Consider the following 21,317-nt stretch of genomic DNA (forward strand, 5'->3'; position numbering starts at 1 on the left):
TTTACTTAAAAGTAGGTTTAGTTTTGAGTAAATGAAAATTATATTTGTTTCAAGATGTGAAATTACATTAAATAAATTAAAATGAATAGAGACAAAGTTCAAATTTTTGATACCACTTTAAGAGACGGAGAGCAAGTTCCAGGATGTAAATTAGACACCAATCAAAAACTAGTTATAGCCAATCGTCTTGACGAAATGGGGGTAGATATCATCGAAGCTGGTTTTCCTGTTTCTAGCCCAGGAGATTTTTTATCTGTTTCTGAAATATGTAAAATTGTTAAAAATGCTACAGTTTGCGGACTCACCAGAGCTGTAGAAAAAGATATAGATGTTGCTGCCGATGCATTGAAAAATGCTAAAAGAGCAAGGATTCATACAGGAATCGGGACTTCAGATTCTCATATTTATCACAAACTGCAAACAACTCCAGAAGATGTAATTGCGAGAGCAAAACATGCAGTTGCTCATGCCAAAAAATATGTAGAAGATGTAGAATTTTATGCCGAAGATGCTGGTAGAACAGACAATGCGTTTTTGGCAAAAGTTTGCGAAGAAGTTATTAAGTCGGGTGCTACAGTACTTAATATTCCTGATACTACAGGTTATTGTTTACCAGAAGAATACGGAGCTAAGATAAAATACCTTAAAGAAAATGTAAAAGGTATTGATAATGTTACTATTTCTTGTCATTGTCATAATGATTTGGGGATGGCTACTGCCAATTCAATCGCTGGTGCAATAAATGGCGCTCGTCAAATTGAATGTACTATTAATGGAATAGGGGAAAGAGCTGGAAATACTGCTCTAGAAGAAGTTGTGATGATTTTTAAACAACACCCTTATTTAAATTTATATACCGATATAAATAGTAAGCAATTGAATGAAATGAGTCGATTGGTTTCTGAAAGTATGGGGATGATAGTACAGCCAAACAAAGCTATTGTTGGTGCTAATGCTTTTGCTCACAGTTCTGGAATTCATCAAGATGGCGTAATTAAGAACAGAGCGACTTATGAGATTATGGATCCACTAGATGTTGGGGTTAATGAGTCATCTATTATCCTTACGGCTAGAAGTGGTAGAGCTGCTTTAGCGTATAGAGCTAAAAAAGTAGGTTATGAGCTTACAAAAACACAATTAGATATTGTATATGTAGAGTTTTTGAAATTTGCAGATATCAAAAAAGAAGTTTTAGATAATGATATTCATCAAATTATAGAGGCTAGTAAAATATACGTGAACAATTTTTAGCAAAAAGTTTTTACTTAAAAAATAAAAAAAATGAACTTAAAAATAGCAGTGCTTTCGGGTGATGGTGTAGGTCCAGAGGTTATTTTGCAAGCCAAAAAAGCTTTGTATGCTATAAGTGTTGCCTATGATCATGAATTTATTTTTGAAGACGCCTTTATTGGTGCTGTTGCTATAGAAAAAACAAGGAATCCTTTGCCAGACCAGACTTTGAATTTGTGTTTGAATACAGATGCAGTGTTATTTGGAGCAATAGGAAATCCTAAATATGATAATGATCCTGAAGCAAAAGTAAGGCCAGAACAAGGATTGTTAAGGCTTAGACAAGAATTAGGTTTGTTTGCAAATATTAGACCGATCAAACCATTTAAAAATCTTTTGGATGCTTCCCCAATAAAAAAAGAAGTAATCGAGAATGTTGATTTTGTGATTTATCGAGAATTAACAGGAGGGTCTTATTATGGTGAAAAAATTATAAACGAAGCTGGAAATTTTGCTTCAGATATTTGTGAATATTCTGAAAATGAAATCGGACGTATAACACATCAAGCATTTAAAGCAGCTCAAAAAAGAAGAAAAAAAGTAACATTAGTTGATAAAGCTAATGTTTTGGAAACTTCAAGGTTGTGGCGAACATTGGTTAAAAAAATTGCAAAAGAATACCCTGATGTAGAATTGGAGTGTCAATATATTGATAATGTTGCGATGCAGATTATTACAGATCCTAAACAATATGATGTGATATTGACTGAAAATTTGTTTGGTGATATTTTGTCAGATGAAGCCTGTGCGATTATGGGGTCTATTGGTCTAATGGCTTCGGCTTCTGTTGGTGAGAGTAAAGCACTATTTGAACCAATTCATGGGTCCTATCCACAAGCAAAAGGGAAAAATATTGCTAATCCTATTGCTTCTATTTTATCTGCAGCTTTGCTACTAGAGCATTTTGGATTAGTAAAAGAAGCACAGAAAGTTTATGAAGCTGTTGATAAGGCTATAGAGTATAAGGTAGTTACAGTAGATTTAAACCCAGATTCAAGATTTGGAACAAATGATGTTGGAGATTTTATTTCTAATGTCATATTAAGTAAAGATGATTTATATTTTAAAAACGATAATGTTCAAATTGGGCAGTCAACTATCGTTTAATTATAAAAAGTCTTAAAAAAAATAGATTATATCACTAATTACTGTTGATTTGTTGATAAATAGTTTTTGTTTTTAGTTTTTTTGTGTATTTTTGCAACGTTAAAAAAAAGAAATGAAATACAATATCAACGTCCTTGTAGTAGTAAGTGTCATTGTGGTTAACACATATGAAAGGGGATTGGTATAAATATAAGTGAAAATATATATAAAACCTCCCAGTGATTTGGGAGGTTTTTTTTTAAAATAAAATCGAATACACAAAATTAAAAATAGAATGGAATTAAATAAATACAGCAAAATTATCACTCAAGACGAAACACAACCGGCTTCTCAAGCTATGTTCTACGCACTTGGATTAACAGAGGATGATCTTAAAAAAGCGCAAGTAGGAATTGTGAGTATGGGGTATGATGGAAATCCTTGTAACATGCACTTAAATGGTTTAGCAAAAGACATTAAAGATAGTGTCTGGAAAGAGGATTTGGTTGGACTTATTTTTAATACTATTGGTGTAAGTGACGGTATGTCTAATGGTAATGACGGTATGCGTTTTTCTTTGGTTTCTCGTGATGTTATTGCTGATTCTATTGAAACTGTTATGGGTGCACAGTGGTATGACGGTATGATTGCTGTTCCAGGTTGTGACAAGAATATGCCAGGTGCTCTAATTGCAATGGGTAGAGTAAATCGTCCATCTATTATGGTGTATGGAGGTTCTATTCATCCAGGAAAATGGAAAGGTCAGGATTTAAATATTGTTTCAGCTTTTGAAGCATTAGGAAAAAAATTCAGCAACAGTATTTCACCAGAAGATTTCAAAGGTGTTGTTCAAAATGCTTGCCCAGGTGCTGGTGCCTGTGGCGGAATGTACACTGCAAATACAATGTCATCTGCGATTGAAGCTTTAGGAATGAGTTTGCCATATAGTTCTTCTAATCCTGCTTTGAGCCCAGAGAAAAGAGAAGAATGTGCTAACGCAGGTAAAGCTATTAAAGTTTTATTAGAGAAAGATATTAAACCAAGAGATATCATGACTCGTAAAGCATTTGAAAATGCAATTACGATGGTCGCCGTTTTAGGAGGTTCTACTAATGCCGTAATGCACTTAATTGCAATGGCACACTCAGTAGGTATCGAATTGACTTTGAAAGATTTTCAAGATATTAGTGATAAAACGCCATTATTGGCTGACTTGAAACCAAGTGGTAAGTACTTGATGGAAGATTTGCATAATGTAGGAGGTGTTCCTGCTGTAATGAAATATTTATTGAAAGAAGGTTTCTTACACGGAGATTGCTTAACTGTTACAGGGAAAACAATTGCTGAAAATTTAGCTTCAATTCCAGATTTACATGATGGACAAAAAGTAGTTTTTGAAGTAGAACAAGCGTTAAAAGCAACTGGGAATATCCAAATTTTATACGGAAATATTGCTACAGAAGGTTGTGTGGCTAAAATTTCTGGAAAAGAAGGAGAGTATTTTGAAGGTACTGCGATAGTTTATGAAAATGAAAAAGATGTTATCAGAGGTATTCAAGGTGGAGAAGTGAAACCTGGAAATGTCGTCATTATTCGTTACTGTGGGCCAAAAGGAGGACCAGGTATGTCTGAAATGCTAAAACCAACTTCGGCTATTATGGGGGCTGGTTTAGGAAGTACCGTTGCATTAATTACTGATGGTCGTTTTTCTGGTGGATCTCACGGATTTGTCGTCGGACACGTTACTCCAGAAGCTTATGAAGGTGGTGGAATTGCATTAATAGAAAATGGAGATTTGATTGCTATTGACGCTGTTAATAATACTATAAACATGAAAGTTTCTGATGAAGAATTAGCTAAACGTAGAGCTAATTGGACACGTAAAGATAATGGAATTACTCAAGGTGTTTTACTTAAATATATGCGTTCGGTCTCTAGTGCATCTCAAGGATGTGTTACCGACAAATAATTTAAAATAAAACTAACTTCTTTTAAATCTTCAGTTGAAGGTTTTAAAGTAAAAAAAAATAAAATGGAAAATAATAAAATATCAGGTGCAGAAGCTGTTATTAAATGCTTATTAGCCGAAGGAGTTGATTTGGTTTATGGTTATCCAGGAGGAGCGATTATGCCTGTTTATGATGAGTTGTATAAATATCAAGATCAATTACACCATGTTTTGGTGCGTCACGAACAAGGAGCTGCTCATGCGGCTCAAGGTTATGCAAGAGTTACTGGTAAAGTAGGTGTTGCTATTGCTACATCTGGACCAGGAGCAACAAACTTAGTTACAGGAATTGCAGATGCGCAAATCGATTCGACACCACTAGTTTGTATTACTGGGCAAGTTGCTAAACATTTATTAGGTTCTGATGCTTTTCAGGAGACCGATATTATTGGTATTTCTACACCAGTTACAAAATGGAATATTCAAGTTACTGAAGCTAAAGATATACCTGCGGCAATTGCAAAGGCTTTTTATATCGCTCGTTCAGGAAGACCAGGACCTGTTTTGATTGATATTACCAAAAATGCTCAATTTGATGAGTTGGATTTTAAATATGAAAAGTGTACTGGAATTAGAAGTTATCATCCAAGACCAGTTTTAGATTTACAAAAGGTTCAAGAAGCAGCTGATATTATTAATCAAGCCAAAAAACCTTATATTGTTTTTGGTCAAGGAATTATTCTTGGAGAAGCTGAAGAGCAGTTAAAAAGGTTTGTTGAAAAATCAGGAATTCCAGCTGCGTGGACAATTTTAGGTCTTTCGGCTTTGCCAACAGATCATCCATTAAATGTTGGAATGGTCGGTATGCATGGTAATTACGGACCAAACCTTTTGACAAATGAATGCGATGTATTGATTGCTTTAGGAATGCGTTTCGATGACCGTGTAACAGGAAATTTAGCAACTTATGCCAAACAAGCAAAAGTTATTCACTTTGAAATTGATCCAGCTGAAGTTGATAAAAATGTTAAAACGGATGTTGCTGTAGTGGCTGATGTTAAAGAAGCTTTGACAGCTTTAATTCCGTTAATTGATAAAAAATCACATGATTCTTGGCATGAAGAATTCAAGGAAAAATATAAAGTTGAGTTTGATGCTGTAATTAATGAAGAGTTAACTCCAACTAATGGAAAAGGAATTTCAATGGGAGAGACGATTGAAATGATTAATAAGCATTCAAAAGGTGATGCTATTATGGTTTCAGATGTAGGACAACATCAGATGTTTGCTTGTCGCTATGCTAAATTCAATTCGACCAAAAGTAATGTGACATCTGGTGGTTTAGGAACTATGGGGTTTGCTTTACCAGCCGCAATTGGTGCCAAAATGGGAATGCCAAATAGAGAGGTGGTTGCAATTATTGGAGATGGTGGTTTTCAAATGAATATACAAGAGCTGGGAACTATTTATCAAACAAAAGTTCCTGTGAAAATTGTAGTATTAAACAATGAGTACTTAGGAATGGTTAGACAATGGCAAGAATTATTTTTTGATTATCGCTATGCTTCAACTGTAATGATAAATCCTAATTTCTGTGCAATTGCCGAAGGATATTATATTAAAGCAAGAAAAGTCACAAAACGTGAGGAGTTAGATGAAGCAATTGCCGAAATGTTGGCTTCAAAAGATTCTTATTTCCTTGAAGTTTTAGTAGAAAAAGAAAACAACGTATTCCCGATGATTCCTACTGGAGCTTCGGTTTCTGATATGAGATTAAGTTAAAAAGTTATGGAAAATAAAATATTCACAATTTCTGTTTATTCAGAAAACAACGTTGGTTTATTGAACAGGATTTCAGTAATTTTTCTGAAACGCCATATCAATATATTGAGTTTAAATGTATCTGAATCAGAAATTGAAGGAGTTTCCCGTTTTATTGTTGTGGTAAAAACTACTGAAAAATGGGTGCAAAATATTGTAGGGCAGATAGAAAAACAAATAGAGGTTATAAAAGCATTTTATCATGTAGATGAAGAGACAATCTTTTTAGAAAGTGCCATTTTCAAAATAGCTTCTAATTTGTTGTTTGATGAAAGGCAAATTCAAAACATCATTAAAGAAAGCCATTCTGAAATCGTAACGGTTTCACGAGACTTTTTTGTGATTTCGAAAACAGGAAAGCGAGCAGAAATTTTGGATTTATATTCAAAATTGAAGCCTTATGGGATTATGCAATTTGTTCGCTCAGGAAGGATTTCAGTTTCCAAAGAGAAAATGGAAATTTCAGCATTATTAGAATCATTATAAAATAAAATCAAAGATTTTGTTAAAATATAATTAACAACGATTATAATTCAATTATTAAATTTTACTTTCATTAAATATTAAAAAAAAATGGCAAATTATTTCAATTCATTACCACTTAGATTACAATTAGAACAGTTAGGAGTTTGTGAATTCATGGATCAATCAGAGTTCTCAAACGGAATAGATGCGTTAGCAGGAAAAAAAGTAGTCATTGTAGGTTGTGGAGCTCAAGGTTTAAATCAAGGTTTAAACATGAGAGATTCAGGTTTAGATATTTCTTATGCGTTACGTGCTGATGCTATTGCGGAGAAAAGAGCTTCTTTTAAAAATGCAACAGACAACGGTTTCAAAGTAGGAACTTATGAAGAATTAATTCCAACAGCAGATTTAGTTTGTAACTTAACCCCAGATAAACAACATACAGCAGTAATTAATGCTATTATGCCATTAATGAAACAAGGAGCGTCATTGGCTTATTCTCATGGTTTTAATATTGTAGAAGAAGGAATGCAAATTCGTAAAGACTTAACAGTAATTATGTGTGCTCCAAAATGTCCAGGTTCTGAAGTTCGTGAAGAATATAAAAGAGGTTTTGGTGTGCCAACTCTTATTGCCGTTCACCCAGAAAACGATCCTAATGGTTTAGGTTTAGATCAAGCAAAAGCTTATGCAGTTGCTACTGGAGGACATAGAGCAGGAGTATTGCGTTCATCTTTCGTTGCCGAAGTAAAATCTGATTTAATGGGAGAGCAAACAATTCTTTGCGGATTGTTACAAACAGGATCAATCTTATGTTTTGATAAGATGGTAGCAGAAGGTATAGATGCTGGTTATGCATCTAAATTAATCCAATACGGATGGGAGACAATTACTGAAGCTTTGAAATATGGAGGAATCACTAATATGATGGACAGATTGTCTAATCCTGCTAAAATTGCCGCATTCAATGCTTCTGAAGAATTAAAAGATATCATGCGTCCATTATTCCAAAAACATATGGATGATATTATTTCTGGCCACTTTTCTAAGACAATGATGGAAGATTGGGCTAATGATGATGTTAACTTGTTAGCTTGGAGAGCTGCAACTGGTGAAACTAATTTTGAAAAAACGCCTGCTGGAAATGTTGAAATTTCTGAGCAAGAATATTTTGATAATGGAGTATTAATGGTTGCTATGGTAAAAGCTGGAGTTGAATTGGCTTTTGAAGCAATGACAGATTCAGGAATTATTGAAGAGTCAGCATACTATGAGTCATTACACGAAACACCACTTATTGCGAACACCATTGCAAGAAAGAAATTATTCGAAATGAACCGTGTGATTTCTGATACAGCAGAGTACGGATGTTATTTATTTGATCATGCTTGTAAGCCATTAATTGCTGAGTATGTGAAAAATGCACCTAGTAATTTAATTGGTCGCCCTTTTAATAATGGTAATAATGGTGTCGATAACAAAGAATTAATTGATGTTAATGCTATCATCAGAAATCATCCAGTTGAAGAGGTTGGAGCTTGGTTGAGAGAGTCAATGACAGCAATGAAAAAAATTGTATAAACAAAATTTAGAATTACCACACATGAGGGGGTGAGGGGATTTGCATAAAATATCCTAAAGGTTTAAATATTTTGAATTAGTAAGCACTTATTGATAATTGGAAGATATTTATGCATAAAATTACATTCACTTAACTTCGATATACTGCAAGTTAAGTGAAGTAATCCCTAGTTATTTTTAAATATTTTATAAAAATATAATAAGATTATTAGCTTATTTGTAAATTTTTAAAAGGTGTTTTAGTTTTTAGACTATTTCGCCTTTTATTGATATAAAACGGTTGTTGGTTGAAAATCGTTATGAAAAAAGTACTAAATTTAGAAAAACACCTTTTTTTTTATTATTTTTAATGTTACTTTACAAACTAATAGTTTTGAATACCAAACAGATTTAATACTTTTATAAAAAATTTAAAAAGATGAGTTATTTTAAAATTGACAGTTTAGAACAATATTTTAAACACTACAATAAATCGATACGTGAGCCTCGTAAATTTTGGGGTAAAATAGCTGAAGAAAATTTCACTTGGTATCAGTACTGGGACAAAGTTGTTGATTTTAATATGGCTGATGCAGAAGTAAAATGGTTTGTTGATGCAAAAGTTAACATAACTAAGAACTGTATTGACAGGCATTTAGCAAAAAAAGGCGACAAAGCGGCAATTATTTTTGAACCCAATGACCCAAGTGAGGAAGCATTGCACATTAGTTACAATGATCTTTATGAACGCGTTTCAAGAATGGCCAATGTTTTAAAAGAACAAGGTATTTCTAAAGGGGATCGTGTTTGTATTTACTTGCCAATGATTCCAGAATTAGCTATTTCTGTGCTTGCTTGCGCAAGAATTGGTGCTATTCATTCTGTTGTTTTTGCAGGTTTTTCGGCTTCTGCGGTAGCTTCAAGAATAAATGATAGCCAATGTAAAATGGTTATTACTTCTGATGGAGGTTTTCGTGGTAATAAAACTATTGATTTAAAAGGAATTATTGATGAGGCTTTACAAAATTGTCCTTCTGTAACTAATGTTTTGGTTGCAAAAAGAACCAATGCTGAAATCAATATGAAGTCTGGTCGTGACCAATGGTTGGCTCCATTGTTAGAAAATGCTGTAAATAATAGTGTTGCCGAAATTATGGATGCTGAAGATCCGTTGTTTGTATTATATACTTCTGGATCAACGGGGAAACCTAAAGGAATGGTTCATACTACGGCTGGTTATATGGTTTATACGGCCTATACTTTTAAAAACGTTTTTAATTACGAAGAAAATGATATTTTTTGGTGTACAGCTGATATAGGTTGGATTACTGGACATTCTTATATTTTGTACGGGCCATTGTTAAATGGTGCTACAACTGTAATTTACGAGGGAGTTCCTTCTTATCCTGATTTTAGCCGTTTTTGGGAAATCATAGAAAAGCATAAAGTAAATCAATTTTATACAGCTCCGACTGCAATACGTGCATTGGCAAAAGAAAATTTATCATACGTTCAAAAGTTTCCGTTGAAATCTCTAAAAGTGATTGGTTCTGTTGGAGAGCCAATTAATGAGGAAGCTTGGCATTGGTATAATGACCACGTTGGTGGAAAACGTTGCCCAGTTGTAGATACTTGGTGGCAAACAGAAACAGGTGGAATTATGATTGCTCCAATTGCATTTATTACACCAACAAAACCTACTTATGCTACTTTACCATTGCCTGGAATTCAACCCGTTTTAATGGATGAAAAACGCAATGAAATTGAAGGAAATCAGGTTGTAGGTAGTTTGTGTGTTAAATTCCCATGGCCTGGAATAGCTAGAACCATTTGGGGAGACCATCAAAGATATAAGGATACTTATTTTTCTGCATTCCCAGGTAAATATTTTACTGGAGATGGAGCATTGCGTGACGAAGTAGGATATTATAGAATTACTGGTCGTGTGGATGATGTTGTAATTGTTTCTGGTCATAATTTAGGTACAGCTCCAATAGAAGATGCTATTAATGAGCATCCAGCTGTTGCTGAGTCAGCAATAGTTGGTTTTTCTCATGATATTAAAGGTAATGCATTGTATGGGTATGTGATTCTTAAGGAAACTGGAGAAGTTAGAAATAAAGAAAACTTAAGTAAAGAGATCAATCAATATATATCAGATCATATTGGGCCAATTGCTAAGTTAGACAAAATTCAATACGTTACTGGTTTGCCAAAAACAAGATCAGGAAAAATCATGAGACGTATTTTGAGGAAAATAGCTGAAGGCGATACTTCAAATTTTGGTGATATTACTACATTATTAAATCCTGAAATAGTTGATGAAATTATAAAAGGGAAATTGTAAATTTGAGAATATATTAAATACTAATGGCTGTCTATTGTTTAGGCAGCCATTTTTTAGTTTCAGATTTTTTTATAAACAGAAATTCTTTTTTAATTTTATAAAAAAATAAATCATGAAAAAACTAATTATTGCTATCATAGCATTGTTTTTAAATCATATTCAAATTCAAGCACAGGTAAAACAGACTATCTATCAATTTAAGGTAAAAGATTTATCAGGTGAGGTTTTTGATTTTGCCTCGTTAAAAGGTAAAAAAGTTATGATTGTAAATACAGCTTCAAAATGTGGATTGACTCCACAATATAAAGATTTAGAAGCTTTGTATAAAGAGTATTCCGCTAAGGGGTTTGTTATTATTGGGTTTCCGGCTAATAATTTTGCTTCACAAGAACCAGGTAGCAATGATGAAATAGCGGCATTTTGTCAATTGAATTACGGAGTTACTTTTCCGATGATGGAAAAAGTTTCTGTAAAAGGGGATGACATGTGTACTGTCTATCAATTTTTGACACAAAAAAAAATAAATGGAGTTGAGGATTCGGAAGTAAAATGGAATTTTCAGAAATATTTGATTAATGAAAAAGGAGAATTAGTAAAAGTTATTTCTCCGAAAACTTTACCAAAAGATCCTGAAATAGTGAATTGGATTAAAGGTTAAAGTTTATAATTGTATATTTTGAAAATAAAGTCCAATTAGCTGTTGGACTTTATATTCATTCCAGATGAAAATCACCTTTCTTTATTGATGATTTCCTTAACTGTGGCTTCGTAATTCTTTATGCTTTTGGCTTTTTTAATGTTTTTGTGAATTTTATGAGGATTTGAGAAAATTACTGAAAAGTATTCCCATAAATGATGCATCTTTAAAAGAATGTGTGTTTGTCCTGATAGAGATTCACTATAACCTTCATAAAGAGTGTCATGAAAAGCACTGAATAAATCCATTTTATTTTTTGGATATTCAGAGATGTTGTTTTTTATCATACTCGGTAAAAAAGGATCAGCAATTAGCCCTCTTCCAATCATCCAATGATCGATAGTAGGAAAACGTTGTTGCATTTCATGGAATTTTGCTACTGTGGTAATATCTCCGTTGTAGTATAATTTGTGTTTCGTATTATCAATACATTGTTGAAAAGCTTCTAGATGGACTCCTCCTTTGTATAATTGTTTACCAATACGGGCATGAATGGCAATATTTTTAATCGGATATTGATCCAAAATGGGTAAAACATCAAGAATTTCTTCTGTAGTGTCATATCCTAAGCGCATTTTCATAGATACAATTATATCGGCTTCAGAGTGTGCTTTGTCGAGAATATGATTGATTCTTTCGGTGTTACTTATAAGTCCTGATCCCATTCCAGATTTTGTAACCATAGGGTAAGGGCAACCTAAGTTCCAGTTTAATTCTTTATAGCCCAATTCTTTAACGTATTTTGCAACAAATAAAAATTCATCTGCATCGTTAGTAATGACTTGCGGAATAACTTCTAAACTAGAATTATTATCGGGTAGTAAATCGCGTTGATACGAGTTTTTGATTTCTAATTTTCCGTTTAAACGAATATATGGTGCGTAAAAAGTATCGATTCCTCCAAAATATTTATTTTGAGCATTTCTAAAGCGAAAATCGGTAAAACCTTGTAAGGGCGATGAAAGTAACGTGAAACTCATGATAGTTGTAAAAATGCAAAGGTACTATATCTTTATAAGTTTAACTTTTTAGAATTGGCTTTATTCTAAAATCAATTGCATAAAAACTGAATGTAGCCATCGGTCAAATTTATAACCAGATTCTTTTATGATTCCTACGACTTTAAATCCGAATTTTTCATGAAAATCGATACTGCTTTGGTTTTCTTGGTCGATTACTGCAATCATGGTATGGAGTTTTTGTTTTTTAGCAATTTGAATTAATTCGGCCATAAGTACTTTTCCAATTCCTTTTCCATGGTAATCTTCATTTACATAAACCGAATGTTCAACCGTGAATTTATACGCTTCTCTGAACCTAAATTCGCTATACATTCCGAAACCAGCAATTTCTCCATCATATTCGGCTAAAATGACAGGGAATTTTTTATTGATTTTATCTTCTAATATTGATTTTTGTTGGTCATAACTTCTAATGTTATAATCGTATAATGCGGTTGAATTTAGAATGTTATAATTTATGATATCCAAAATGGCTTGAGTATCACTTGTCTGGTAAGGTCTTAATTTGATTTTCATGAGATGAATATTTGCAACTCAAAAATAAGAAAACAATTTAAGACTACTGAAAAAACCTCGCAACTTAGTATCTTTGTTACTTTCAAATTTATACAATGATATACCCAAAAATACCTTTAGCACAAAGCATACTTCAAATTTTATTAGCCAAAGGAATCACTAATATAATCATTTCACCAGGTTCAAGAAATGCTCCTCTAACAATAGGTTTTGCCAGTAATCCAGAGTTTCAATGTTACAGTATTGCAGATGAGCGAGCTGCGGCTTTTTTTGCTTTGGGAATTGCACAACAAACTAAGAAGCCAACGGTATTGGTTTGTACCTCAGGATCGGCGTTATTGAATTACTATCCCGCATTTGCTGAAGCTTTTTATAGTCAAATTCCATTGATTGTTATTTCGGCTGATAGGCCACAAAGTAAAATTGATATTGGTGACGGACAAACCATTCGTCAAGAAAATGTGTTTGCAAATCATTCTTTGTATAATGCTAATTTAACTGAAGATGTCTCTCAGGAGAACGATAGTAAAATAAATGAAGCGATTAATGTTTCTATTGATAAGAAAGGCCCAGTTCATATCAACGCTCCTTTTGAGGAACCACTTTATGAGACTGTTTCAGAACTAAGTGTGCAAAGTATTGTTTTTAATTCAACTGAAAAAAAACAAACCATTGATAAAGATGAATTATCCCAGTATGTAAATATTTGGAATAATTCTACTAAGAAATTGATTCTTGTTGGGGTGAATGAGCCAGATTCTATTTCCCAATCTACTATTGATGCATTTGCGAATGATGATTCGGTTGTTGTTATGACGGAGAATACTTCAAATTTGCATCACGATAGTTTTGTAAATAATATAGATACCATAATAACACCTTTTACAACAGATGATTTTGAAGCTTTTCAACCAGAAATCCTGATTACATTTGGCGGTATGGTGGTTTCTAAGCGCATCAAAGCATTTTTACGAAAGTATCAGCCAAAACATCATTGGCATATCGATATTTTAAGAGCTTATGATACCTTTGGTTGTTTGACTAAACATTTTGAAGTAAGTCCAAATACTTTTTTTAGTGACTTTTTACCATTGACAACAAAAACTAACAGCGATTATTTTTCTAGAATTAATGCTATTCAAATCTTGCGAAGTGAGAAACACGATTTGTACTTGTCTAAGATTCCTTTTAGTGATTTGAAAGTTTTTGAAAAAGTAATACAGAGTTTGCCAAAGAATAGTCAATTGCAAATTAGTAATAGTTCTGCGATTCGTTATGCACAATTAATTGCCGTTGATCGTTCTATTGAGGTTTATTGTAATAGAGGAACTAGTGGTATCGACGGAAGTACATCAACAGCAATAGGAGCTGCTTTGGCAAGCCCTAAGCAAACTATTTTTATAACTGGTGATATTGGCTTTTTGTATGATAGTAATGCACTTTGGAATCATTATATTCCAAAGAATTTTAAAATTATTTTGATTAACAACGGCGGTGGAGGAATTTTTAGAATTTTACCAGGGCATGTAGAGAATGAAGTTTTCAATACTTATTTTGAAACTACTCATACGCTTACAGTAGAACATTTGGCCAAAATGTATAATTTGAATTATTATACTGCAAATGATGAACAAAGTCTTTATAATGGGTTAATTTCTATGTATGCACAAAATGATAAACCAACTATTTTAGAGGTTTTTACTCCCACCATAGAGAATAATGCTATTTTATTACAGTATTTTAAAGAATTAGTGGAATTGTAGTATTTGTTTTTAGTTGTTTTGTAGTTTTATACTTATTTGTTAAGAGAGTGTTTTTTTAAGTTCGTAAATTTTATGAAAAATTAATGAATAAAAATCGCACACATAAATAATAAATCATTAAATTTGAGATAGTTATAAATGCTAATAATTTAATTTTATTTTTATGAGCGCAAAAGATATATTGATTATAAAGTATGCAGCCGACTTGAAAGAAAAATGTGGGATTACGCCAGATATGGAGTTATTGGAAAAAGTTACAACCAGTTGTGGTCCATCAATATATAATCCGGATTCTTCTATAATTGCAGGTACGCAACAATCCGAAATTATTACGGTTAAAAAGAATTTTTTGATTAAAAAATTAGGTTTGCCTGATAGCCCTGAACTTAAAGCAGGTATTGATACTGTTTTAGAAAAATACGGAAAGAATAACACGAGTAAATATCGTGCTGTCGTTTATTATTTATTAACTCTTCATTTTGGAAGAGAAAGTGCTTACAATTAAAATTTTAATATGATTTGAAGAGCGTCTTTTTGAGACGCTTTTTTTTTTGGGGGATAAAATTTAGATAGGTATTTTTCAGGATACTACAGGATGAATATGTTTAGAGGTGTTTCTATTTTGCATTGAATAATTTATAATTTGGATCATGGGACGCTATTTTTTGGAGAAAATAATACAAAGCATTAAAGTTTATGGTTTGTTTCTTTTGGGAGTTATGATATCGGGCATGGCCAATGCTCAATTCAAAAAAATTGAAAATGATGTTTTTTGGGATACTCATAACGGATTACCTATTTACAGTCAAGGAGGAGGGATTTTCAATTTTCCAGACCCTAAAACAGGAACAAGCAAATATTTTTGGTATGGAGTACAGTATGAAGAGGCAGCCATTTACAGGGAAAATCCTGCTGTAACCCTAAAAAATGCCACTTTTGAGAACGTAACATGTTACAGTTCTACTGATTTGGTAAACTGGAGTTTTGAGGGGAATGTTTTGACAAAAGAGAGGGCTTTTCCTGATAATAACCCAACTTGGGTTGGGCGCTTAGGGGTTGCTTTTATTCCTCAACTGAATCAATATGCGATGTTGGTTCAGCATGGTTCACAAGTTTTGATAGCTTTAGCTGATTCTCCAACTGGGAATTTCGTTTGGCATCAAAAGATTAATATGGAACCCTTGATTGGAACTACAAATACTGGAGATCAAACTGTTTTTACTGATGATGATGGAAAATCGTATCTTATTTATTCGTACGGAAAAGGGCGTAATAAAATATATGTTTCCGAAATTGGGATCAAAGACGGAAAGGTTAATCTCTTAGATTGTATTAAAATTTTTCAAGGCGAAAGTAGGGAAGGGAATTGTATGTTTAAATACAAAAATAAATATTACATGGCAGCTTCTAATATTTATGGATGGGATTCTTCATTTGCTTATTATTTAGTTGCCGATAATATTAGAGGACCTTACACTCCTACAAATAATATGCAGGTTATAAGCGGAAGCGAACAAGATTATGCACATATCACGCAAACAGGTTTTTTTTATACAATAAAGGGGACTCAACAGGAAACGGTTTTGTATTGTGGTGACAGATGGGCGGATTTTGCAGGAAATGGTTTGGGATATAATCAATGGTTTCCACTTTCGTTTGATTCTGATGTTCCGTATTTTAATTCGTTAAGTTCTTGGAGCTTAAATGAAGTTACTGGTGAATGGAAGGTTGAAAAGGGGAATAATTTTGCAAAAAATGGAAGTTTTGAAGCTGACAGAAATAAAATACCAAGTAATTTCAAACCCATTCAAGAGCAACTTTTAGGATGGAAAACCGAAATTATCAAAGGAAATAAGATAAGCACGATCGATGAGAATTCACCAGTTTTGAATTTCTTTAATACAGAGGCTGATAGAAGTGAGGTAATTGGCGAAAAAAGTTTGCAAATAAGTGACAAAGTTAATTTTGAGCGAAAAATTTGGCAAGTGATTACTTCATCGCCTTATGTCGATTTGAAGAACGGTTTCTATACTTTGACTGCAAAAATTAAAAATACTGCGGGTTTTTCAGATTTGACAATGTTTGCTAAAAGTAATGGAAAGTTTTTTAAATTGAAAATAACCGATGTCAATTCGGTTTGGAAAACAATTTCTATTTCTGATGTTGTGGTGAAAAATGGAAGCGTGGAAATCGGTTTTTTGGCCTCGGGTGACGCAAATTCATTTTGTGTGATTGATGATGTTGTTCTGGTAAAAAATGATTAAGTGATGGTTTGAATTGCTTACATAAAGGTATTATGCTTGCTAATAGCCCTGATCGAAGTGAAAATCCTTGTAAGCCTATCGCTATAGATTGTTTGGCTTACAAGATTGAAGCGTAGAGCAGGACCAATGTGTGCAAGGATGCTGGTGCTTGCTGCTCCTAAAAAAAACTCTTCGCATTGGAAGAGTTTGGTTTTGTAATGTTATTTTTTATTGATGTCTTCGAGTACTGCCTTGTTGGAGTAGTTGATGATTTTGATTGTAATTTCTTGGTTTTGTTTTGTTTTGCCTTCAATTACGTATAGTTTTCCTTTTTTGAAAGGGATATTACTTTGATCAAAGTCCACATCACCAAATTTTAAGGTGTTTTTGATATCAGTGGTATCAACCCATTTTTGCGATAATATAAGTGAGGCTTTGTCCGAATAGAAAAAAGGCTTTGTTCTTAAATCATTTAGGACTCTTGCATTAGGAAAATAGTTGCAACGGGTGTCTTTTCCTGAAAATATTGCAGATACGACAAATAACCCCATTATCAGACCTACTAAATAATAGGCGAAACGTTGTATAAAATTCATAGATTAATTTTTGGGCAAAGGTAGGGTAAAGTTTAGTTAAAATACAATTAAATTAATATCGTTATCTGGTAAATCAAACCAATCGCCTACAGCCTTGTTGGTTAAAATTCCGTGATAGAGATAAACCCCATTTTTTAGTCCCGAGTGGCAACGGATAGCGCTTTCGATACCTCCATCTTCAGCAATTTGCAAGAGATAAGGTGTGATAATGTTGCTTATAGAGAGAGAGGCTGTTTTAGAATATCGCGAAGGAATATTAGGCACGCAATAATGTAAAACATTACTTTTTATAAAAGTTGGTTTTTCATGTGTGGTAACTTCAGAAGTTTCGAAACAACCACCTGTGTCAATACTGATATCAACAATTACAGCACCTCTTTTCATGTGTTCAACCATAGTTTCGCTTACCACTACTGGGCAACGTTCTTTTCCTCTCATGGCTCCAATGGCAACATCGCAACGTCTTAGAGCTTTAAGCAGTGATTTTTGTTGAATGGTAGATGTAAAAATGCGTTGACTTAAATTGTTTTGCAGTCGGCGGAGTTTGGTTATTGAGTTGTCAAATACTTTTACGGTAGCTCCAAGTCCAATGGCGGTTTTGGCGGCAAATTCGCCCGCTGTTCCAGCTCCTAGAATAACAACCTCGGTAGGAGCAACGCCTGTTATATTCCCAAAGAGAAGCCCTTTTCCGAACTCATTGGTGATCATTAATTCGGCTGCGATTAAAATAGAGGCTGTTCCTGCGATTTCGCTCAACGATCTTACTGCAGGATAGGAACCATCTTCGTCTTTTAGAAATTCAAAAGCTAGGGATGTTATTTTTTTTCGGGCCAATGCCTCAAAATAGGCTTTGTTTCTTGTTTTAAGTTGTATGGCTGAAATTAAGATTGTTTTAGAATTCATCATCTCAATTTCGGCAAGAGTAGGAGGATCTACCTTTAGAATCATCGGACAGCTAAAAACTTTTTTAGTGTCTTGAGTGATTTCGGCACCAGCGTCGCAATATTCTTTGTCGCTATAACTAGAGCTAATTCCAGCACCTGCTTCTATCATAACCCTATGACCTTGATAAGTAAGGGAATTCACAGCGTCAGGAGTTAAGCAAATTCTGCGTTCCTGGTGGCTATTCTCTTTTGGAAGTCCTATGAAAAGATGACTTTTATGTCTTGCTATTTCAAGTTTTTCTTCCTGTGGGAGTAATTGTTCTTTTGTGAATGGGGTAATGGACATTGGTAGGTTAGAATTAGTGGTACAATTTACAAAAAAGATTCAAAAGTAAATGATTTTTAAAACACTTGGTAGTTATAAAAAAGTTACCAAAATTAAGATAATTTTTTTTCCATTTTGATATCGGCTCTTTCGTAAACACCCTTTTCTATTGGAATTTCTTTAAAACCAAAATTTGCATATAAAATAATGGCTGATTCTAATTTTCGATTTGAATAAATAATCAGTTTTTGAATCTCTTTTTCTTGGGCTTTAGTTATACAATGGTTCATGAGTTTTTTACCAATTCCTAGTCCTTGGCTTTCCTGTGTAACGGCCATTTTGGTAAGCTCAAAAGTAGTGTTGTCAATCTTCATTAACGAAACGGTGCCAACAATTTGATTTTGGTACTGCGCATAGAAAATCATTCCGCCTTTATCGATTATTTCGCTTTGTGGATTCGATAATACTAATTCATCTATTGGTTCTACTTTGAAATGTTTTTGTAACCATTCTAAATTTAATATTTTGATAGCGTCTTTTAATTCGTTTTTAAAAGGAATAATGGTTACTTTGTCTATTTCTGAATCCATAATATGAATTATTTTAAATCAAGTAATCGTTCACCATTTGGAAGCAATTCGATTGTGATGACAGTGTGTTGTTCGGGAATTAAATTCGATATTTTTTCTGACCATTCTATAAAGCACCAATTTCCTGAATACAAATAATCGTCAACTCCCATGTCTAAAGCTTCGGTTTCTTTGTTTAATCTGTAAAAATCAAAATGATAAACCGTTTGATTGTTTTGGGTTAGATATTCGTTTACTAATGAAAATGTTGGGCTACTTGTAGCATCATTTATACCCAATGTTTTGCAAAGTTGCTTGATTAAGGTTGTCTTACCAACGCCCATTTCGCCATTAAATAAGATTACTTTGTTGGGGTTAGCGTTTAAAATTTGCTGTGCAACTTCTTCAAGTTTTTCTAAAGAAAATGTTATTGTCATTTTTTATATGTATTCAGTGTTCAGTTTTTTTTGTTTAAATTATGAGTTAGAATTGTTCTTTTTTTTTTTTTTTTTAGAATAATTCAGTACATTAAGTTTACAAAACTATCCATTGACAGGATGATTGACAACTAAAAACCGAACACTGATTCTTTTTTATTTTGGATTAAAAACTAAGAAAGGAATAATCATTTCTTCTAAAGAAATTCCGCCGTGTTGATAGCTGTTTTTGTAATAGCTCACATAATGATTGTAGTTATTTACATAGGCCAAAAATAAATCATTTTTAGCAAAAATATAAGAACTGCTCATGTTTATAGCGGGTAACCCAATAAGCTTAGGCTCCTTTACGGCATAAACATCTTTTTGTTCGTAAGTCAAGCTTCGGCCAGTTTTGTAACGCAAATTAAGACTGGTGTTTTTGTCTCCAACCACTTTTGATGGGTTTTTGACATTGATTGTGCCGTGATCGGTAGTTAAAATTAATTTGAAGCCTAATTTGTGCGCTTGTTGAATTATTTCTAACAGAGGGGAGTTTTTAAACCAACTTAAAGTCAAAGAGCGATAGGCTTTGTCGTCTGAGGCTAATTCTTTTACCACATCCATTTCGGTTTTGGCATGCGAAAGCATATCGACAAAGTTGTAAACTACGGTAACAAGGTCGTTGTCTTTTAAGGATTTGAAACTTTCGGCTAGTTTTTTACCGCCAGCCATATTGGTGATTTTAAAATAATCTTCTTTGATGTTTAGTCTTAAACGTTTTATTTGTGCGGTTAAGAATTCGGCTTCAAATAAATTTTTACCTCCCTCGTCTGGGTCGTTTTTCCAGTATTGAGGAAATTGTTTTTCCATTTCCAAAGGGGTTAATCCTGAGAAAATTGAATTTCTGGCGTATTGAGTTGCGGTTGGGAGTATAGAGAAATAAGGAACTTCTTTTTCGAGTTTGTAATAATTTCCTACCACACTCTCAAAGGCTTTCCATTGGTCATAGCGCAAATTGTCTATTACTACAAAAAGAACAGGTTTGTCTTTTTTCTGAATTTCTGGCACTACTAATTCTTTAAATACATCATAGGAAAGTATTGGTCTGTCGGCTTTTGGTAAAAACCAATCTTCATAATTGCGTTCAATGTATTTTCCAAATTGAGAATTAGCTTCAACTTTTTGAGATTCTAGAATTTCAATCATTCCTTGATCATTGATGTTTTCGAGTTCTAGTTCCCAAAAGATTAATTTTCGATACAATTCAACCCAATCTTCATAGGAGTTTACCATGGCCATTTCCATAGTAATTTTTCGGAATTCCTTTTGGTAATCTAAAGTTGTTTTTTGAGATATCAAGCGTGAATTGTCTAAGTTTTTCTTTAAACTTAATAAGATCTGATTTGGATTTACTGGTTTGATAAGATAATCAGCTATTTTAGAACCAATAGCTTCTTCCATAATATACTCTTCTTCACTCTTGGTAATCATAATCATTGGGATAGAAGAATTTTTTTCTTTCATTTCAGATAATGTTTCTAAACCGCTCATTCCAGGCATATTTTCATCAAGAAAAACAATATCGAAATTCTTTTCTTCAAAAACATCTAAAGCGTCTCTACCGTTGTTGCATGTGGTTACGCTGTAGTTTTTTTTCTCGAGAAATAAAATATGTGGTTTTAGTAAATCGATTTCATCATCGACCCAAAGTATTTTTATAGTATCCATATTGATTTATTTTAATGCAATTTAGTTTTATAGAACTT

General features: G+C 33.2%; 18 protein-coding genes. 11 read left to right on the top strand and 7 right to left on the bottom strand.

Features of this window, described 5'->3' with window-relative positions; all coding sequences use genetic code 11:
* Positions 1–81 precede the first annotated feature (81 nt).
* The 8 genes from ABEB18_RS00980 (at position 82) to ABEB18_RS01015 (ending at position 11,175) form a co-directional block, all read left to right on the top strand.
* Positions 82–1,251 (top strand): 2-isopropylmalate synthase, encoded by a 1,170-nt coding sequence (locus ABEB18_RS00980; RefSeq protein WP_348797134.1) that lies wholly within the window; start codon positions 82–84, stop codon positions 1,249–1,251.
* A gap of 30 nt (positions 1,252–1,281) precedes the next feature.
* Positions 1,282–2,397, top strand: a complete 1,116-nt coding sequence (gene leuB, locus ABEB18_RS00985) for a 3-isopropylmalate dehydrogenase (protein ID WP_348797135.1) — start codon at positions 1,282–1,284, stop codon at positions 2,395–2,397.
* 274 nt (positions 2,398–2,671) lie between these two features.
* Positions 2,672–4,345: a dihydroxy-acid dehydratase gene (ilvD, locus tag ABEB18_RS00990; RefSeq protein ID WP_348797136.1), complete on the top strand. Its 1,674-nt coding sequence runs from the start codon at positions 2,672–2,674 to the stop codon at positions 4,343–4,345.
* A gap of 63 nt (positions 4,346–4,408) precedes the next feature.
* Positions 4,409–6,106, top strand: coding sequence for a biosynthetic-type acetolactate synthase large subunit (gene ilvB, locus ABEB18_RS00995; protein WP_348797137.1), 1,698 nt, complete (start codon positions 4,409–4,411; stop codon positions 6,104–6,106).
* A 6-nt stretch (positions 6,107–6,112) separates the two neighbouring features.
* Positions 6,113–6,631, top strand: a complete 519-nt coding sequence (gene ilvN / locus ABEB18_RS01000) for an acetolactate synthase small subunit (protein ID WP_348797138.1) — start codon at positions 6,113–6,115, stop codon at positions 6,629–6,631.
* Between the two features lie 87 nt (positions 6,632–6,718).
* Entirely contained in the window at positions 6,719–8,191 is a 1,473-nt protein-coding gene (ilvC, locus tag ABEB18_RS01005; protein WP_348797139.1) for a ketol-acid reductoisomerase, read from the top strand.
* Positions 8,192–8,609: 418 nt separating this feature from the next.
* Positions 8,610–10,517, top strand: coding sequence for an acetate--CoA ligase (gene acs, locus ABEB18_RS01010; RefSeq protein ID WP_348797140.1), 1,908 nt, complete (start codon positions 8,610–8,612; stop codon positions 10,515–10,517).
* A 112-nt stretch (positions 10,518–10,629) separates the two neighbouring features.
* Complete coding sequence (locus tag ABEB18_RS01015) at positions 10,630–11,175, top strand: glutathione peroxidase (RefSeq protein ID WP_348797141.1); 546 nt, start codon at positions 10,630–10,632, stop codon at positions 11,173–11,175.
* 71 nt (positions 11,176–11,246) lie between these two features.
* On the opposite strand, the gene ABEB18_RS01020 is transcribed toward ABEB18_RS01015, so the two are convergent.
* Together ABEB18_RS01020 and ABEB18_RS01025 are read right to left on the bottom strand one after the other, a co-directional pair.
* Positions 11,247–12,194 carry a tRNA dihydrouridine synthase gene (locus ABEB18_RS01020; RefSeq protein ID WP_348797142.1) on the bottom strand — a complete coding sequence of 316 codons (948 nt, stop codon included), beginning with the start codon at positions 12,192–12,194 and terminating at the stop codon, positions 11,247–11,249.
* A gap of 60 nt (positions 12,195–12,254) precedes the next feature.
* On the bottom strand, positions 12,255–12,752 hold the full coding sequence (locus ABEB18_RS01025; RefSeq protein ID WP_348797143.1) for a GNAT family N-acetyltransferase: 498 nt from the start codon (positions 12,750–12,752) through the stop codon (positions 12,255–12,257).
* A gap of 95 nt (positions 12,753–12,847) precedes the next feature.
* Here ABEB18_RS01025 and menD point away from each other — a divergent pair, with 95 nt between their 5' ends.
* From menD to ABEB18_RS01040, 3 genes are all read left to right on the top strand, one after another.
* Positions 12,848–14,515 (top strand): 2-succinyl-5-enolpyruvyl-6-hydroxy-3-cyclohexene-1-carboxylic-acid synthase, encoded by a 1,668-nt coding sequence (gene menD / locus ABEB18_RS01030; protein ID WP_348797144.1) that lies wholly within the window; start codon positions 12,848–12,850, stop codon positions 14,513–14,515.
* Positions 14,516–14,678: 163 nt separating this feature from the next.
* Positions 14,679–15,020 (top strand): DUF2853 family protein, encoded by a 342-nt coding sequence (locus tag ABEB18_RS01035; RefSeq protein ID WP_348797145.1) that lies wholly within the window; start codon positions 14,679–14,681, stop codon positions 15,018–15,020.
* A 145-nt stretch (positions 15,021–15,165) separates the two neighbouring features.
* Positions 15,166–16,779 carry a family 43 glycosylhydrolase gene (locus ABEB18_RS01040; protein ID WP_348797146.1) on the top strand — a complete coding sequence of 538 codons (1,614 nt, stop codon included), beginning with the start codon at positions 15,166–15,168 and terminating at the stop codon, positions 16,777–16,779.
* Between the two features lie 200 nt (positions 16,780–16,979).
* Here the strand turns inward: ABEB18_RS01040 and ABEB18_RS01045 are convergent, their stop codons facing one another.
* From ABEB18_RS01045 to porX, 5 genes are all read right to left on the bottom strand, one after another.
* Positions 16,980–17,354 (bottom strand): DUF4258 domain-containing protein, encoded by a 375-nt coding sequence (locus tag ABEB18_RS01045; RefSeq protein WP_348797147.1) that lies wholly within the window; start codon positions 17,352–17,354, stop codon positions 16,980–16,982.
* Between the two features lie 36 nt (positions 17,355–17,390).
* Positions 17,391–18,584 (bottom strand): alanine dehydrogenase, encoded by a 1,194-nt coding sequence (locus ABEB18_RS01050; protein ID WP_348797148.1) that lies wholly within the window; start codon positions 18,582–18,584, stop codon positions 17,391–17,393.
* 92 nt (positions 18,585–18,676) lie between these two features.
* Entirely contained in the window at positions 18,677–19,153 is a 477-nt protein-coding gene (locus ABEB18_RS01055) for a GNAT family N-acetyltransferase (protein ID WP_348797149.1), read from the bottom strand.
* A gap of 8 nt (positions 19,154–19,161) precedes the next feature.
* The gene (gene tsaE, locus ABEB18_RS01060) at positions 19,162–19,569 is read right to left on the bottom strand and encodes a tRNA (adenosine(37)-N6)-threonylcarbamoyltransferase complex ATPase subunit type 1 TsaE (RefSeq protein WP_348797150.1); all 408 of its coding nucleotides are present in this window, start codon (positions 19,567–19,569) and stop codon (positions 19,162–19,164) included.
* 156 nt (positions 19,570–19,725) lie between these two features.
* Positions 19,726–21,279 carry a T9SS response regulator signal transducer PorX gene (gene porX / locus ABEB18_RS01065; protein WP_348797151.1) on the bottom strand — a complete coding sequence of 518 codons (1,554 nt, stop codon included), beginning with the start codon at positions 21,277–21,279 and terminating at the stop codon, positions 19,726–19,728.
* Positions 21,280–21,317 lie beyond the last annotated feature (38 nt).

This window comes from Flavobacterium adhaerens (genome assembly GCF_040045115.1).
In the GTDB taxonomy this organism is placed as follows: Bacteria; Bacteroidota; Bacteroidia; order Flavobacteriales; family Flavobacteriaceae; genus Flavobacterium; species Flavobacterium adhaerens.